The organism is Paraburkholderia atlantica (assembly GCF_000092885.1).
Taxonomy (GTDB): domain Bacteria; phylum Pseudomonadota; class Gammaproteobacteria; order Burkholderiales; family Burkholderiaceae; genus Paraburkholderia; species Paraburkholderia atlantica.
The window spans coordinates 491,881-509,126 of record NC_014118.1 but is presented as its reverse complement, the minus strand read 5'-3'; the positions used below and the strand labels follow the sequence as shown (position 1 = coordinate 509,126).

General features: G+C 64.9%; 14 protein-coding genes. 9 read left to right on the top strand and 5 right to left on the bottom strand.

Annotated features, from left to right (window positions below; all coding sequences use genetic code 11):
* Positions 1-77 precede the first annotated feature (77 nt).
* From BC1002_RS18325 to BC1002_RS18285, 9 genes are all read left to right on the top strand, one after another.
* A complete protein-coding gene (locus tag BC1002_RS18325; protein WP_013091482.1) occupies positions 78-848 on the top strand; it encodes a GntR family transcriptional regulator in 771 nt (256 codons plus the stop codon).
* Positions 849-880: 32 nt separating this feature from the next.
* Positions 881-2,551, top strand: coding sequence for a malonate decarboxylase subunit alpha (mdcA, locus tag BC1002_RS18320; RefSeq protein WP_083788738.1), 1,671 nt, complete (start codon positions 881-883; stop codon positions 2,549-2,551).
* Between the two features lie 2 nt (positions 2,552-2,553).
* Complete coding sequence (locus BC1002_RS18315; protein ID WP_013091480.1) at positions 2,554-3,537, top strand: triphosphoribosyl-dephospho-CoA synthase; 984 nt, start codon at positions 2,554-2,556, stop codon at positions 3,535-3,537.
* A gap of 5 nt (positions 3,538-3,542) precedes the next feature.
* Positions 3,543-3,863: a malonate decarboxylase subunit delta gene (locus tag BC1002_RS18310; RefSeq protein ID WP_013091479.1), complete on the top strand. Its 321-nt coding sequence runs from the start codon at positions 3,543-3,545 to the stop codon at positions 3,861-3,863.
* On the top strand, positions 3,860-4,744 hold the full coding sequence (locus tag BC1002_RS18305) for a biotin-independent malonate decarboxylase subunit beta (protein WP_013091478.1): 885 nt from the start codon (positions 3,860-3,862) through the stop codon (positions 4,742-4,744). The genes BC1002_RS18310 and BC1002_RS18305 overlap by 4 nt, the downstream gene beginning before the upstream one ends.
* Positions 4,741-5,556 (top strand): biotin-independent malonate decarboxylase subunit gamma, encoded by an 816-nt coding sequence (gene mdcE / locus BC1002_RS18300; protein ID WP_013091477.1) that lies wholly within the window; start codon positions 4,741-4,743, stop codon positions 5,554-5,556. The genes BC1002_RS18305 and mdcE overlap by 4 nt, the downstream gene beginning before the upstream one ends.
* Positions 5,556-6,254, top strand: a complete 699-nt coding sequence (locus BC1002_RS18295) for a malonate decarboxylase holo-ACP synthase (RefSeq protein WP_013091476.1) — start codon at positions 5,556-5,558, stop codon at positions 6,252-6,254. Before mdcE ends, BC1002_RS18295 begins: the two co-directional genes overlap by 1 nt.
* Complete coding sequence (gene mdcH, locus BC1002_RS18290) at positions 6,254-7,186, top strand: malonate decarboxylase subunit epsilon (RefSeq protein WP_013091475.1); 933 nt, start codon at positions 6,254-6,256, stop codon at positions 7,184-7,186. Before BC1002_RS18295 ends, mdcH begins: the two co-directional genes overlap by 1 nt.
* Positions 7,187-7,817: 631 nt before the next feature.
* On the top strand, positions 7,818-8,627 hold the full coding sequence (locus BC1002_RS18285; RefSeq protein ID WP_013091474.1) for a class I SAM-dependent methyltransferase: 810 nt from the start codon (positions 7,818-7,820) through the stop codon (positions 8,625-8,627).
* A gap of 17 nt (positions 8,628-8,644) precedes the next feature.
* Here BC1002_RS18285 and BC1002_RS18280 read toward each other — a convergent pair whose 3' ends face one another.
* From BC1002_RS18280 to BC1002_RS18260, 5 genes are all read right to left on the bottom strand, one after another.
* Complete coding sequence (locus BC1002_RS18280) at positions 8,645-11,401, bottom strand: HAD-IC family P-type ATPase (protein ID WP_013091473.1); 2,757 nt, start codon at positions 11,399-11,401, stop codon at positions 8,645-8,647.
* Between the two features lie 45 nt (positions 11,402-11,446).
* On the bottom strand, positions 11,447-12,394 hold the full coding sequence (locus BC1002_RS18275) for a polyphosphate kinase 2 family protein (protein ID WP_013091472.1): 948 nt from the start codon (positions 12,392-12,394) through the stop codon (positions 11,447-11,449).
* An 862-nt stretch (positions 12,395-13,256) separates the two neighbouring features.
* The gene (gene yjfF, locus BC1002_RS18270; protein WP_013091471.1) at positions 13,257-14,354 is read right to left on the bottom strand and encodes a galactofuranose ABC transporter, permease protein YjfF; all 1,098 of its coding nucleotides are present in this window, start codon (positions 14,352-14,354) and stop codon (positions 13,257-13,259) included.
* Complete coding sequence (locus tag BC1002_RS18265; RefSeq protein WP_013091470.1) at positions 14,351-15,394, bottom strand: ABC transporter permease; 1,044 nt, start codon at positions 15,392-15,394, stop codon at positions 14,351-14,353. Before BC1002_RS18265 ends, yjfF begins: the two co-directional genes overlap by 4 nt.
* The gene (locus BC1002_RS18260) at positions 15,391-17,031 is read right to left on the bottom strand and encodes a sugar ABC transporter ATP-binding protein (RefSeq protein ID WP_013091469.1); all 1,641 of its coding nucleotides are present in this window, start codon (positions 17,029-17,031) and stop codon (positions 15,391-15,393) included. Before BC1002_RS18260 ends, BC1002_RS18265 begins: the two co-directional genes overlap by 4 nt.
* Positions 17,032-17,246: the final 215 nt, after the last annotated feature.

Genomic DNA, 17,246 nt, shown 5'->3' with positions numbered 1-17,246 from the left:
CCGGGATTGTGGGTGAAGACGCTTCCGGGTTTGCCCGCGCTGAAATACGCGTCTTTTCATATATAATATTTGATACTATGACCCACGCAACTGAAGGTTTTCCCCTGGACGCGCCCGTGACCGGCTCGTTTCTTCCGGCCGCGGCACCTCGCGAAAGCACCTCGCACATGATCGCGGAGGCGCTGCGAGCGGCGATCGTCGACGGTACGCTCGCGCCCGGCGCACCATTGCGCCAGGACGCGATCGCCCGGCATTTCTCTGTCAGCGCGATTCCGGTGCGCGAGGCGCTGCGCCAGCTCGAAAGCGAGGGCTGGGTGCGCGCGGCGGTCCACAAAGGCGCGACCGTCGCGCCGCTGTCCGCCAACGAAGCGCGGGAAATCTACGAGATCCGCTCGGCGCTAGAAAGTCTCGCGCTCGGCCTCGCGATTCCGAATCACACCGCCGCGACGCTGCGCGAAGCTGAGCAGTTGTGCCGCGCCGCCGAGCGCGAAGAGGACCCGTCGCTATACGTGACGCGCAATGCCGCGTTCCATATGTGTCTCTATGCGCCCGCCGGCCGGCCGCAGCTCGAGGACATGATCGGCTTGCTGCACCGGCGCGGCGAACGCTATCTGCGGCTGAAGTTCGGCTTGCCGTCGTACAAGGGCGAGTCCGACAGTGAGCACGCCGCGCTGCTCGAAGCCGTCGAGCGCCGCGATATCGCGACCGCGCAGTCGCTGGTGGTCGCGCATCTGCTCGGCACCGGCGAGCTTCTGCATCGTTTTCTGACCGAGCGCGCGCGCGAAGAAGCGTTTGCGCATCAACCGAAGCCGCGCGGCCGACGCCCGCGCGTCCACACCGGGAGCTGACTGAACCGATGAATGAGCCGATGACCGAGCCGATGAACCACCCCGCCGAAGCCTCCGCATCGCGGTCCACTGCCCGCTCATGGACGACCCGACGCGACGAAAAGAACCGCCGTCTCGCGGCCATCGCGCCGTGGCTCGAAGACGGCGTGCTGCCCACGCACCGCATCGTCGATGCGCTCGAAACGCTGATCCAGCCTGGCGAGCGCGTCGCGCTCGAAGGCGACAATCAGAAACAGGCCGATTTCCTGTCGCGCTCGCTCGCGAAGGTCGATCCGCAGAAGCTGCACCACGTGCATCTGCTGATTTCGAGCATCAGCCGTCCTGAGCACCTGACGTTGTTCGAGCGCGGCATCGCGCACAAGGTCGATTTCTCGTTCGCGGGGCCGCAGAGTCTGCGCGTCGCGCAACTGCTCGAAGACGGCCAGCTCGAAATCGGCGCGATTTATACGTATGTCGAGCTGTACGCACGCATGTTCGTCGACCTGACGCCGCACGTCGCGCTGCTGTGCGCGGACAAGGCCGACCGTCACGGCAATCTGTACACCGGCCCGAATACCGAGGACACGCCGACCATCGCCGAGGCCGCCGCGTTCCGTCACGGCATCGTAATCGTGCAGGTCAACGAGATCGTCGACGAGTTGCCGCGCGTCGACATTCCGGGTTCCTGGGTCGACGTGGTCGTGCAGGCGGACCGGCCGTTCGCGGTCGAGCCGCTGTTCACGCGCGATCCGCGTCATATCGGCGACTTGCAGGTGCTGACCGCGATGATGGTGATACGCGGCATCTACGAGCCGTATGGCGTTACGTCGCTCAATCACGGCATCGGCTTCGATACCGCGGCGATCGAACTGCTGCTGCCCACCTACGGCGAATCGCTCGGCCTCAAGGGCAAGATCTGCCGTAACTGGACGCTCAATCCGCACCCGACGATGATCCCCGCGATCGAATCGGGCTGGGTCGACAGCATCCATTGCTTCGGCAGCGAGGTCGGCATGGAGGCGTATATCGAGGCGCGCCCCGACGTGTTCTTCACCGGCAACGACGGCAGCCTGCGATCGAACCGCGTGCTGTGTCAGTTGGCCGGACAATACGGCGTCGATCTGTTCATCGGCTCGACGCTGCAGATCGACGCGGACGCGAATTCGTCGACGGTCACGCGCGGACGGCTCGCCGGTTTTGGCGGCGCGCCGAACATGGGCCACGATCCGCGCGGGCGGCGTCATGCGAGCGAGGCGTGGCTGAAGCTGTTGAAGGGCGACGGCGCGGTATCGCGCGGCCAGAAGCTCGTCGTGCAACTCGCGGAAACGTACAAGAAAGGCGGCGAGCCGACCTTCGTCGATGAACTCGACGCGATCGCGGTCGGCGCGAAAAACGGCATGCCGATCGCGCCGGTGATGATCTACGGCGACGACGTGAGCCATGTGGTCACCGAGGAAGGCATCGCGCATCTGCACAAGGCCGAAGGCATCGACGAGCGGCGCGCGGCGATCGCGGCAGTGGCCGGTGTCACGCCGATCGGTCTGCGCGCGAAGCCCGAGAAAACCGCGGAATTGCGCCGGCGCGGCATCGTCGCGTATCCGGAAGATCTCGGCATCCGGCGCGGCGAAGCGAAGCGTTCGCTGCTCGCGGCGCGCAGCATCGACGATCTGGTCACGTGGTCGGGCGGACTGTACGCGCCGCCCGCGCGCTTCCGGAGCTGGTGACGATGGCGTCCGCTGCTGCTGTTCTCGAACGGTTGGACGCGCCGCCTGCTTCGCTGCTGCGCAATGATGCGTGCGACACCTCGCCGCTCGCGCCGCCGCCGGCCGCGCCGTTTTCCGACGCGCGACTCGCGCGCGACGCGATCACCGCGCTGATCGACGAGGCCGAACTCACGCCGAAGCCCGCGCTCGTCGACCGGCGCGGCAGCGGCGCGCATCGCGATCTCGATCTCGCGATCATGCGGCGCTCCGCGCACGCGCTCGAACCTACTTTCGCCGCGCTCGCGCGCACCGCGCGCCGCCGCGGCGAACCGTCGGCGCTGCTGCGCACCGAACTCGCGCAGATCGGCCGCGCGGGCGAACAGGACATGATGCATGCGACGGGCGGCAGCAATGCGCATCGCGGCGCGATCTGGATCATCGGCTTGCTCGTTGCGGGCGCGGCGCTCGAAACGTGTTCGAGTGCCTCGATGCGTACGCACGGACCGGGCGCGCCGAACCATCCGGATACCTCGCGCGTCTGCACTGTGGCCGCGCAGATTGCCTGCTTTCCGGACCGCTTCGCCGCTTCGTCCGATAGCCACGGCGAACGCGCGCGTCGACGCTATCAAGTGGGCGGCGCAAGGCGCGAAGCGCAGGACGGCTTTCCGCACGCGCTCGACGTCGGCTTGCCCGCGTTACACGCGGCGCGCGCACGCGGTCTTGACGAAAACACCGCGCGCATCGACGCATTGCTCGCGATCATGAGCACACTCGACGACACCTGCCTGCTGCATCGCGCTGGCCTCGCCGGCTTGCATGCGGGGCAGCGCGGCGCACGACGCGTGCTCGACGCGGGCGGCAGTTCGACAGCCGCGGGCCGCGTCGCGCTCGACGCGCTCGAACGCGAACTGCTAGCGCTGAACGCATCGCCTGGCGGCTCGGCCGATCTGCTTGCCGCCACCCTCTTTCTCGACATGCTGGCGCATCGCGACGCCAGCCGGAGCTGAGCCTCATGGAACATCTGACTTTCGATTATCCGGCGCAACGCGCCGTCACGACCCGAGCGCACGTCGGCGTAGTCGGCTCGGGCGATCTGGAAGTGCTGCTGTCGCCCGCCGCTGATGCAGGCGGCTCGGCGCTTGCTGCGCACGTGGTCGTGCGCACCAGCGTCGACGGCTATAGCCACATCTGGAAGAGCGTGCTCGACCGTTTCTTCACGCGCTACGACGGCGCCGCGAACATCGAGATCAACGACTTCGGCGCGACGCCGGGCGTGGTCGCGCTACGGCTCGCGGAAGCGGTCGAAGCGGCCGAGGAAGGAGGCAGCGTATGAGCACGAGCGCCAGCGTTCACCGCGCACCGCTGCTGCACGAGAGCTTCATCGAACTGCCCGCGCGCGAGCGCGCCCGCTCGCTGCTCGACGCGGGCAGCTTCCGCGAACTGCTCGGACCGTTCGACCGCATCGCGTCGCCGTGGTTGCCCATGCAGGGCATCGTCTGCCAGGCCGACGACGGCTGCGTGATCGCGCGCGGCACCATCGACGGCGAACCGGCCGTGGTCGCGGCGATCGAATCGGCGTTCCAGGGCGGCAGCATCGGCGAAGTGTCGGGCAGCAAGATCGCCGCGGCGCTCGAGATGGCGCTGCGCGACTGCGAGCGCGGCAAGCTCGTGCGCCCCGTCGTGCTGTTCGAGACCGGCGGCGTGCGGCTGCAGGAAGCGAACCTCGGGCTTGCGGTCATCGCCGAGATTCAGGCGGCGATCATCGCGCTGCGCCGGCACGTGCCGGTGGTCGGCGTGATCGCGGGCATGGTCGGCTGCTTCGGGGGCATGTCACTCGCGGCCGCGCTGTGCTCGTATCTGATCGTGACGAAGCAGGGACGGCTCGGCATGAACGGACCCGAAGTGATCGAGCAGGAAGCCGGAATCGAAGAACTCGATGCGAGCGATCGCCGCCGCGTGTGGCAACTGATCGGCGGCGAGCAGCGCGTCGCGAGCGCGCTCGCCGACACGCTCGTCGACGACGATGCCGACGCGGTGCGCGCCGCCGTGCTCGCTGCGTTCGCGCGGGGCGTGCCGGCCCAGCATCGCAGCGAGCAGGTCGACAGGTTCCTGCAGCGCCTCGCGCGGATCGATCCGGCAAGCGTCACGCCCGAGTCGCTGCGTGATGTGTACAACCCGCAAGCGGGCGATCTATCGAACAAGGAGCAGGCATGAGCGACACGACACTCACCCGCGGCGCGCGCTGGTTCACCGCACTGGCCGGCGAATCGTCGAGCGCGGCACCCGTCTGGAGCGGCGATGCGCCGCTCGGCGGCGACACCGCTCGCTTCATCTCGGTCGTGCCCGATGTCGCGAACCGCTTTCCGCGCGCGACCAGCAACGTGGTCGGGCTCGAACAAGGCTGGCAACTCGCGCGCGCGGTGCGCGAAGTCATGGAAGCGGATCGAGGCTCCGGCACGCGCCGCCCGATCGTCGCGATCGTCGACGTGAAGAGCCAGGCGTATGGCTATCGCGAGGAAATGCTCGGCATCCACCTCGCCTGCGCGGCCGCCGTCGACGCCTACGCGAGCGCGCGCGACGCCGGGCATCCGGTGATCGCGCTGATCGTCGGTCCGGCGATGTCCGGCGCGTTCCTCGCGCACGGCTATCAGGCGAACCGCATCGTCGCGCTCGACGTGCCCGGCACGATGGTCCACGCGATGGGCAAGGAAGCGGCCGCGCGCGTCACGCGCCGCACGGTCGAAGAACTCGACGAACTCGGCGAGACGATCGTGCCGATGTCATATTCGATGGCGTCGTTCGCGAAGCTGGGGCTGCTCGATCAGCTGATCGACGGCGTCGATGCGGATGCGCCTGACGCGGCGCAGATCGAGCGCGTGCGCACGGTGCTGGTCGAACAGATTCGCAGCGCGCGCGAGGGGAATCGGACGCTCGCGCGGCGGCTGGAATCGACGGCGGCGCGGCAGACTCGCGCGGCCTCGATCGAGGTTCGGCGGCGTCTCGCCGAACAGTGGGATGCCGCGTGATGCGCGTGTGTGCGGCTGCGCCGTTCCCGACTGCTTGCGCCACGTCCTGCGACGCGCGCTGGCGGCCGCACGATCTGCTGCGCTTGCGACGGCTCGATTCGCTCGATGACGAACCGGCGTGGGTTCGCGATGCGTTCGAACGCGCACCGTATGCGGTCGTCCGACGCGCGTTCGTCGCTGAAGGCTTCGTCGCGATCGGCGTGCGCGGCGCCGAGCGACAGCAACGTTACGGCACGTGGGCGCAGGCGGACGATATCGTCGGCATCGTATCGCCGGAATCCCTGGCCCGGGCGCGACCCGATCCCGAACGTGATGCATTGCCTTCTTTCGTTGCGCTGCTTTCGTTGCAATCCGACCGGAGCGGTCCGCTTTCTGGATTCGTTTGGGGCCCTACTGGTAGCACGGGATTTGAACTGGCGACGCATACGCCAACTGTCAACGAAGCCAGCGATCTCGATCTGTTGATCCGCGTGCCCGAACCGCTTGCAGTGAATGTCGCGGGTGCTTTGGTGGAGCAACTGCAAAAGCTCTCCGCGCGTGTCGGTGTGCGCATCGATGCACAACTCGAAACGCCCGCGGGCGGCGTCGCGCTCGCCGAGTGCGCCGCGGGCAAGGCGCGCGTGCTGGCCCGGCATGCGAGCGGCCCCCGCTTGATCGCCGATCCGTGGGCCGATGTTGCTCAGGATGGCACCGCTTGATGCTCGCGCTTATGTTCCCCGGTCAAGGTGCGCAAAGCGAAGGCTTTCTGAATCGGCTGCCGCGGCATCGCGCGGTACAGGACACGTTCGCTGAAGCATCGGACACGCTCGGCATGAACGTGCTGACGCTCGACTCACCTGATGCTTTGGATTCAACCGTCGCCGTGCAACTGGGACTGACGATCGCGGGCGTCGCGATCACACGCGCGCTCGCCGATGAAGGCTTGGTGGCGGAAATCAGCGCGGGGCTGTCGGTCGGCGCATATCCGGCAGCGGTCAGTTGCGGCGCGGTGGCGTTTCGCGATGCGTTGAAGATGGTGCGACGGCGCGCCGAACTGATGGAGACCGCTTATCCGTCCGGCTATGGTCTCGCGGCCGTATCCGGCCTGAGCGAGCAGCAGGTGGAAACGCTCGTCGCGCAGCAGGCGGAACAGCAACGGCAACGCGTGTATATCGGCAACGTCAATGCACCGCGCCAGATCGTGATGGCCGGCGCGGACGATGCGCTCGACGTGTTCATCGAGCGCGCACTCACGGCCGGCGCGCGCAAGGCCACCCGGCTCGCGGTCAGCGTGCCCTCGCATTGCGAGTTGCTCGCGCATGCGAGCGACGAACTGCTCGCGTACTCGCGCGAGTTGTGTTTTGAAACACCGCGCGGCATCTATATCGGCAATCGCGGTGGACGGCCGTTATATTTGGCCGACGCGATCCGCGAAGATCTTGCGACGAACATGCGCTACACCGTGCGCTGGTTCGATGCGCTCACCGTGATGCAGGAAATGGGCGCGCATGTGCTAGTCGAGGCGCCTCCGGGGCAAGTGTTGACGGACATCGTGAGGGAGTATTTTTCGGAGACTAGCGCGCTGGCTGCCAGTGCGTTGCCGTTCGAGAGGCTGGTTGGGACCGTGCGCAGGCGCCTCGAGCGTGGCTAATGCCGCGGGGACGACACCTTCCGTTGATCCTGGATGTGTCGGCCGCCGAACAACACAAGATTCGCCAAGTTGTTTGCCCGAACGCAACCCTGCCACACCTTGAATCGATGTCCCCGCTCGGATATGTCATTCGCATACGTTGCGGCGCCCGCTTCGACCGGCAGAACGGCCGTCGGCCCCGTCAATTATGCTCGAGGGCGCAAAACCATCACAATAAGGCGCAAAACGTGGAGATTCCTGGCCAATTGCGGAATGTCCAACTGCTATCCTTGAAACAAGTCGACTCGTTCTCGAGCGCACTCGCATGCGCGCGCACTCGGAAAGAGGGATCCATGTGTTGTCCTGCACTATCGCGGCATGTTTTTCCCTGTGGTTCCATTGCCGGTTTGCCTGCGACACATATCGCGTGCACCGCCCTCGAGCAATAGTGTGGCTACACAAGACTTTGCACAAAGCCTGAACCGCAACGCAGTCGAAGCAGCAGGTTTCTGCCAAACGCGGTCCATCAGGATTCAAATTCAGAGTGATCAACTTACCGCGAATTTCTCGCTGACGCCACACATGTAGCAAAAGCCGGCATTCTGGAAACGAGTTGCGCAGAACTCAGCCTTCGCACCGATATGAGGGAGATATGCATAGACCCATCGACACTGAAACGATCCCGAGCAATGAATTGCAGCAGGTCAGGACGACTTATGCCAAGCTTTGCGAGGACTACCTTGCACATCGCACCGATGGTGAATACCGCGACTATGTGCAATCGGTCATTGCCAACGACGCCAGTCTCGATCGGCACGTGCGCGCGTTCGAAATTTATGCACCGTATATCAAGCCTGGAATGAAAGTGCTCGACTGGGGATGCCGTCACGCCCCAGATTCGTGCATGCTTCGCACGCTGTACCGAGACATCGACATATATGGCTGCGACATATGCAAAGATGGCCAATTCGCGGAATTCCATCAGTACGCCGGGTTATCTTTCGCAGCGCTCGATCATGAATTTCTGCTGCCGTACGAAGACAATCAATTCGATGTGGTGATTGGAAGCGGTGTACTCGAGCACGTGGCTCGCGAACAAAAGAGCATCGATGAGCTATGGCGCGTGCTGAAAGACAACGGTTTGCTGATAATCACATTTTTACCTAACCGCTTATCGGCAACTGAAAACGCATGCAGAGTGATGAAGAAGTACACGGGCCATAATCGGCTGTACAGCCTCAGCGACGCGAAGCGCCTGTTTCTCCGGTCGGGATTCGTGTTGGAAGAATGCGGCTATCATCAGGTCTTTCCGACGTTCGCAAAAGGCATAAAGGGCGGCGGAGCGCTCAATGCACTGGCCAATATCGGCATGAAGCTGAACCGCCCTTTCGAGCGGATACCGATCGTCAATGCAGTGTCGGCGAATCTGTTTTTCATCCTCCGCCGCGTTCATGAGATGTAGGAGGCCGCCAAGGCGGCCTACCCCGCCGGATCATTGCGCAAGGCCGCGCCGCCCTGCTGTTGCGAAGTCACGAATCCTCTCAATGCGGGGGTGAGTCGGAAGACGAGCTTCTCGAGCTCCACCACGAGGAAGAACACGACGCCACCAGCAAAGAGCCACCCCCACGCCGACAAGGGCAGCGCCTCGGTGTGGAAAACGGCCTGGAATGGGAACGTATAGGTGAACAGAAGCTGCAACACCACGACCCCGGCTATCCCGTACCACAGATGGCGATTGCCCATATGGGCACGCACGGTCAGTGACGAATCGAGCAGATAGCGGATGTTGAGCAGATAGAACACCTGGCCCAGCGTAATGGCGTTGACCGCGGCCGTGCGCGCCAGATCATCCGACGCCCCGTGCGACTTCATCCAGAAGAAGGTCGATAGCGTATAGAGCACGAGCGCCGCGCCGACGAACAGGATGCGCCAGATGCCGAAGCGCGTGACGATCGGCCGGTCGATTGCGCGTGGCGAGCGGCGCATCACGTCCGCCTCGTGCGGCTCGAACGAAATGGTCAGGCCGAGCGCGACCGAAGTCACCATATTGACCCACAGGATCTGCGGCGCCGTGATCGGCAGCGTGAAGGCGAACAGGATCGCCACCGCGATCACCGCGCCTTGAGCGATATTGGTCGGCAGCATGAACAGCATCGCCTTCTCGATGTTGTTGTAGACCGTGCGCCCTTCCTTCACCGCCGCGGAGATCGATGCGAAATTGTCGTCGGCGAGGATCATCCCCGCCGCCTCCTTCGTCACCTCGGTGCCCTTGATCCCCATCGCGACGCCGATGTCGGCCTTCTTCAGCGCGGGCGCATCGTTGACGCCGTCGCCCGTCATCGCGACGATCTGCCGATTCGCCTGAATCGCCTTGACGAGCCGCAGCTTGTGCTCGGGACTCGCGCGCGCGAACACGTCGACGCTGCGCACGCATTCCTGCAAAGCCGCATCGTTCATCGCCTCGATCTCGGCGCCGGACACGGCCGTCTTGCCGTCGCCGATACCCAGCATTCTTGCGATTGCCGCCGCGGTGATCTTGTGGTCGCCCGTGATCATCGTCACGCGGATGCCCCCGCCATGGCATTCGCGCACGGCCTCGATCGCCTCCTTGCGCGGCGGGTCCATCAGACCAACGAGGCCGAGCAATACGAGGGTACGCGGCAGGTCCTGCGGCCCGAGAGTCCCGGTACGCAGGCCCGGGTCCGGCAGCCACGCGAGCCCGAGCACGCGCTCACCTTGCGCGGCGAGCCGGTCGCCCTCCCTTGCGAAATGCTCGCGATCGAGCGGCACCGGGCCTTGCGCCGTCTGCTGCCGGTCACAATGATCGATGATCACCTCTGGCGCGCCTTTGACTAGCAGCATTTCGCCGTCCGCCGAGCGGTTTAGCGTCGCCATGAACTTGTGCTCGGACTCGAAGGGGATCACGTTGACCCTCGGCGCGGCGGCCGTCTCGGCGGCACGGTCCATGCCCAGCTTGGAAGCGAACGGGTAGAGCGCGCCCTCGGTCGGGTCACCCTCCACCTTCCACTTTCCTTCTTCTTCGAAGAGCTCCGCGTCGTTGCACAACAACGACACGCGGCCCATCAGCTTCAGCACGTCCGGCGCAGCGACGAGCGGCTTGCCATCGGCGCTGACCTGTCCTTCGCTGGCATAGCCGTCGCCCGTAACGGAATAGCCCGCTTCCGCCGTCACGGCGGAGGTGACCATCATCTCCATCAGGGTCAGCGTGCCCGTTTTATCCGAGCAGATGCGCGAGACGGCGCCCAGCGTCTCGACCGCCGGTAGACGGCGAATAATGGCGTTGCGCTGGGCCATGCGCTGCACGCCGATGGCGAGCGTGATGGTGATCAGCGCCGGCAGGCCTTCCGGGATCACCGACACGGCAATCCCCACGATGGCCTGGAACAGCTCGACGAACGTCATGTGTCCGAGCCAGTGCCCATAGGAGAAGAGCAGCACGCTGATAATGCCGATCACTGCCGTGATCACGTAGCCGAATTTCTTGATCTGGCGCAGCAGCGGCGTTTCGAGCGCGCTGACCTCGGCGAGCATCTGGTTGATCCGGCCGAGCTCCGTCTGGCTGCCGGTCGTCACCACTACGCCGGTGGCCCGGCCCGACAATACCATCGTGCCGCAGAACGCCATGTTCTCGCGGTCGCCGACCGTGGCTTTGGCGGGCACCGGCGCGGTGCCCTTCTCGGCCGGAAGTGATTCGCCCGTCAGAGCCGCTTCTTCCGTGTGCAGATTCCTTGCGTCGACGAGACGCATGTCCGCCGGGATTTTGTCGCCCGATTCGAGTAGCACGATGTCGCCAGGAACGAGTTCATCGGCGGGGATCAAGCGAACCGTTCCGCCACGCATGACGCGCGCCTCGGCAGACAGCATGTTGCGAATCGAATCGAGCGCCTTTTCGGCGCGTCCTTCCTGAATGAAGCCGAGCAGCGAGTTGAGGATCACGACGGCCAGAATGACCGTGCCATCGAGCCAAAGGCCCATCATGAACTTGATGAAACCGGCCACCAGCAGCACGTAGATCAGAATGTTGTGGAACTGCATCAGGAAGCGTGCGACCGGCCCTCTCTTCTTGCCCTGCGGCAGGCGGTTCGGCCCATAGGTGGCCAGCCGCCCGGTCGCTTCCGCGGCATCGAGACCCTGCGCGGGATCGACGTTGAACTGCCGTTCGATATCACCGGCCGGCATCGCATGCCACGGCGTCGCACTCTCAACTGAGCTCATCCTCGTGTCTCCCGGTTCCAGTGATTTCGGGTCAGGGGGCCGCTCTCAATGATCGGAATCGTCCCCGGGTTGATCGGGTCTCGTCTCGTCCACCGCTTCAGCGTCGAGTTCTTTCCTCGCGGCGGTGAGATCCTTCATCTGCTCTCGCGTCGCTTTCGGATATTCGAGGTCGAGCTTCTCGACGGCCTCGACGATCGCCGCCGCGACGATGAGGCGCGTGAAAGGCTTGTTGTCCGCGGGCACGACGTACCACGGAGCCGCTTCGGAGGCCGTCGCGCGGATGGCCTCTTCATAGGCGTGCATATAGTCTTTCCAGTAGCGACGCTCGCGAACGTCGGATGCCGAAAACTTCCAGTTCTTGTCGGGATTGTCGAGGCGTTCCATGAATCGTTTCTTCTGCTCCCCGTACGACAGGTTCAGATAGAACTTGACTATGACCACGCCCTGCCGCGTCAGATAATCTTCGAAGCGCGCGATGTCGGCGAGCCGTTCGTCCCATATGTTGTTGCCGACCCGTACCGGCGGAATCTTCTGGGCATGGAGCAGATGCCGATGCACGCGCACCACCAGCGCCTCTTCATAGTACGAGCGGTTGAAAATACCGATGTGCCCGCGCTCGGGCACTTTCCTGGAATAGCGCCAAAGGAAATCGTGCGAGAGTTCCTCATCCGACGGCTGCTTGAACGAGATGACATCGCAGCCCTGCGGATTGACGCGCGACATCACGTGCTTGATCGTCCCATCCTTTCCCGCGGCGTCCATGGCCTGGAACACCAGCAGCACGGCCCAGGAATCCTGCGCGTAGAGGATCTCCTGCTCCATCGCGAGCCATTTCGAACCGCGCTGAAGCAGTTGCTGCGCCTCTTCCTTATGCATTTTGAGTCCCAGCGTCTCGCCGGGATCGAAATTCTTCAGGAAGAAATCTTTGCCGCTGGTGACGCGGAACGGATCGGTGTATGCCCGCAGCGCGTTGAGTATTTCCATGCGAACCATCGCTTGTTCCCCACGACATCTGCAATCAGTTGCATTGCAACCGCGGTCGTACTGGTCACAACTCTTTCTGATAATAGGTCACACAAACGGAAACGTGCTCATCGGCAACGTCGCTGCGCAACCGCGTCGCGACGGAAAACATGCGTCTTGATGCTGCAACATTCCGAACATCCGAGCCGGTCGATCACAGCCTGCCGGTCCCGTCGGCCCCGTCGCGACAAGGTCGCCGGACGATAGGCATTACCTGTGCTTGTCCTTTAGCGGACCGGACCAACGAAAAATGGATGAGCGGCCGCCGCGACGAACTGTCGGGGTTCGTGCGGCTCTTCATGCTGTCGGGCATTCTGCTGGTTCTGGTTGCGACGCCGCTTCCCGCCTCGAGCGCATTTCTGCACTTCGGCGTTGCGGGCCCGACACGTCGGCTACCGTCTCGGAGTTTTATCCACTGGTGCCGGCGCAAGGCATGGTGTCGATGACGTCATTTCGCACGACGCTCGTATTGTCTTTATCTATGCGCTGCGTCGCATGCCACGGCTATTGCTGTTTGCGGTTCCGCTCAAGCTGACGATGATCCTGTCGACGCGACGCAAGTCGGTCACTATCTCGCCGATGTGTTTGCGGGTCTGATGCTCAGTGCGCTTTCGATCGCAGCGCTCAAACGCTGCATGCACGTGCTGGCAACGCGCAATTTCGCAAATGTCGCCAAGCGCGCCGTCTATTCAGGGGTCGCGCCGATCGACTCGCTTCCCTGATGCGCATAACCCCGGCAGCGCCTGGATCGCGCGGATCGCGCGTCGACTGATGGGAAAGCGGCGCCCCGAACAACGGGGCGCCGCCGTTTGAAGCGCTGGAAGGACGCGCCCTAGCCCGGCGCCCTGCCCAACACCTGCGAATCCGACGACGCCGCCGTCGACGGCTCGTCATGCCCGTGCCCATGCCCCGTCGTCGTGACCGCATTGGTGCCGCCGGGCCGACGCACGGACTTCGCGTGCCGCTCGATCAACCGTTGCAGCAAGCAGAACGCGCACAGCAGCGCGCCGATCACGATACGCGTCCACCACGAACTGAGCGTGCCGTCGAACGTAATCAGCGTCTGGATCGTGCCGAGAATGCCGACGCCGAACAGCGAGCCGACCACATAACCGACGCCGCCGGTCAGCAGCGTGCCGCCGATCACCGTCGCCGCGATCGCATCGAGTTCCATGCCCTGCCCTTGCAGCCCATAGCCCGACAGCACGTAGAACGTGAACACCGCGCCGCCGAGCGCCGAACAGAAGCCGCTCAGCGCATACACGCCGACGCGTGTACGGGCGACCGGCAGCCCCATCAGCAGCGCCGAGCGCGGATTGCCGCCGACCGCATACACGTTGCGTCCGAAGCGCGTGAAATGGGCGACGTAGATCGCGGCCGCGAGCGTCACGAGAGCGATCAGCACGTTCGCCGATACCGAACCGACGCCGACACTGAGGCGAAACGCGGAGATCGCCTTGAACGTCGGATCGGTGATCGTGATCGACTGCGTCGTGATCAGAAAGCACAGGCCACGCGCGAAGAACATCCCCGCCAGCGTCACGATGAACGCCTGCAGGCGGAAGTAGTGAATCAGCGCGCCCTGCACCGCGCCGAACACCGTGCCCATCAACAGCACGATCGGAATGATCAGCCACACCGACACATGCATGTGCTCGGACAGCACGGCTTCGACGATCGTCGTCAGCGCGACGATCGAGCCCACCGACAGATCGATGCCGCCCGACACGATCACGAACGTCATGCCGATCGCGACGATCAGCAGGAACGCGTTGTCGACGAGCAGATCGAGCAGCACCTGCCACGAGAAGAAACCGGTGTACATCACCGATCCAAAGCCGAATAGCGCGCAGAACAGCAGGACCGTCACCGCGATCGGCAGCGTGCGCGGATCGACCACGCGGGCGAGTGCTTCGAGAAAGCGCGTCATCGTGCCACCCCGCGCGATTTGACCAGCGACGCGCCGAACGACACCGCGAGCGCGCGCGCCACCGGCGACTGGATCACGCTGACCGCGAGCACGACGGCCGCCTTGACGACGAGCGTCGCTTCCGGCGGCACGCCGATCGAGTAGGTCGTGTAGGTGAGCGTCTGGATGATCAGCGCGCCGAGCACCGTGCCCGCGAAGCTGAAGCGGCCGCCGAGCAGCGACGTGCCGCCGAGCGTCACGGCGAGAATCGCGTCGAGTTCGAGCAGCAGGCCCGCGTTGTTGCCGTCCGCGCTACGCACGTTCGAGCTGATCAGAATGCCGGCCAGCGCCGCGGTCAAGCCCGAGAAGCTGTACACCGCGAACACGATCGCCTTCGAGCGCAAGCCGACGAGCCGTGTCGCAACCGGGTTCACGCCGATCGCGCGAATGAACAGACCGAGCGCCGTGCCCTCCACCAAAGCGGCGGTCGCCAGCACGGCGACGGTCGCGATCCATACCGAGCACGGCACGCCGAGCCAGTAGCCGCCACCGACGAACAGGTAGCCGGGCGCGCCGATCGGGATGATCTGCCCGGCGGTCAGCAGTTGCGCGATGCCGCGGCCGGCTACCATCAGGATCAGCGTCGCGATGATCGGCTGCATGCCGACGAACGCGACGAGCACCCCGTTCCACATGCCGCTCAAGATGCCGACCACGAGCGCGGCCAGCAGCGCCTGCACGATCAGCGCACCGCTCGGCACGGCCTGGGTCGAGAGTATCGTTGCGGCAGCGGCGCCGGCGATCGCGACCACCGCGCCGACCGAGATGTCGATGCCGCGCGTCGCGATCACGAGCGTCATGCCGATCGCGACCAGCACTAGCGGTGCCGCGCGATTCAGGATGTCGATCGGCGCGCCGAACAGGTGGCCGTCGAGTGTGCGCAGCGCAAGAAAATGCGGATTGACCAGCAGGTTCAGTCCGCACAGCAACACCAGCGTCACGCATGGCCACACCAGCGGACGTTCGACGCCGTCGCGCACGAACCAGTTCGATAGCTTCATTCGCCGCTCCCTGCGATGAGTCGGTAGATGTTGTCTTCGTTCGATGCCTTACCGGCCACCTCGGCGATCTTGCGGCGATCGCGCAGCACCGCGACGCGATGGCTGACGCGCAGCACCTCGCTGATCTCCGACGAGATGAACAGGATGGACAGGCCGTTCGCGCACAGCGCGAGCAGACGGTCCATGATGTCGAACTTCGCGGCGACGTCGATGCCGCGGGTCGGCTCGTCGAGGATCAGCAGTTTGGGATCGGTTGCCAGCCAGCGCGCGAGCAGAGCCTTCTGCTGATTGCCCCCGGACAGCAGCGCGATCGGCTGCTCGGCGTCGGACGCCTTGATGCCGAGCCGCTCGATCCACATGTCGGCGAGTTCGCGCGCGCGTTGCCGGCTGATCTTGCGCCACCAGCCGCGCCGCGCCTGCAGCGCGAGCATGATGTTTTCGCGGATCGACAGCTCGGCGACGATGCCTTCCTTCTTGCGGTCTTCCGCGCAATAGCCGATGCCGTGGCGCACCGCGTCGTGCGGCGTGCGCAGCCGCACGGGACGCCCTTCGACGAGGATCGTGCCGCTGTCCGCGCGATCCGCGCCGAACAGCAGACGCGCGGTTTCGGTGCGCCCCGAGCCGAGCAGTCCCGCGAGGCCGAGTATCTGGCCGGCGTGCACTTCGAGATCGACCGGCTGTAGCGTGCCGCGACGGCCGACGCCGCGCAGTTCGATGAACGGCTGCGTGGCCGTTGCTTCCTCCGGGTGATCGTGCGCGACTTCCTGCAGATCGTCGGCGGCCTGCTCTTCGTGGGCTGCCTCGCGCAGACGCGCGCTCATCCGCTCGTGGCCGACCATCTTCGCGACCAGCTGATCCGCGGACAGATCACGCGCCAGATATTCGCCTTCGCGCTCGCCGTTGCGCATCACCGTGATGCGATCGGAGATCGCATAGGTCTGCTCGATGAAATGCGTGACGAACAGGATCGCGATGCCCGATCGCTTGAGATGGCGAAGGATTTTGAAAAGCTGCGCGACTTCACTGTCGTCAAGGCTCGACGTCGGCTCGTCGAGAATCAGCACGCGCGCATCGACGGACAACGCTCGCGCGATCGCGACCATCTGCTGCACGGCGATCGGATAGGCGTCGAGCGAGCGCGTGACGTCGAGCGACACGTCGAGGCGTGCGAGCGCTTCCTGCGCGCGCCGCTTGATGTCGGGCCAGTCGATCGCGCCGAAGCGGCGCGGCTGCCGGCCCGCGAACATGTTCTCCGCGACCGACAGATTCGGACACAGGTTCACCTCCTGGTACAGCGTGCGCACGCCGGCCGCCTCGGCTTCCTGCGGCGACGCGAACGCGACCACCTCGCCGCCGAGGCGGATCGTGCCGGCATCGGGTGCGAGCACGCCGGTGAGCACGTTGATCAACGTGGATTTGCCGGCGCCGTTCTGGCCCATCAGCGTATGGACCTCGCCGGGAAACAGGCGGAAGTCGACGCGTTGCAGCGCCTTCACGCCCGGAAATGTCTTGCTGACGCCGGAAGTCGCCAGAATCGGTTCGCGCGCGCTCATGTCATTCTGTTGGCTTCGCGCACCCGGCGACCCGCCGCGCTGCGGCTGGTCCGGCTGAGTCGGTTCGGTAGCGGATTGGGTCATGGACCTCGCTCGATCGGCTATGCATGGTTCCGCAGGCCCCCAGCGGCATGCTTGCGCGGACGCATGCTCCTGAAAAGAGACCGCCCGCTGCAGAAGGAAGCAGCCCGGGCGGTCAGGCACCACTGGAGAAACCTGTTCGATGCGTCCGTACTGCACATCTCCTTCGCGTCGTGGACCGCGTTGGCCCAGGCGCCTGAACACCGCACACGCCGCGG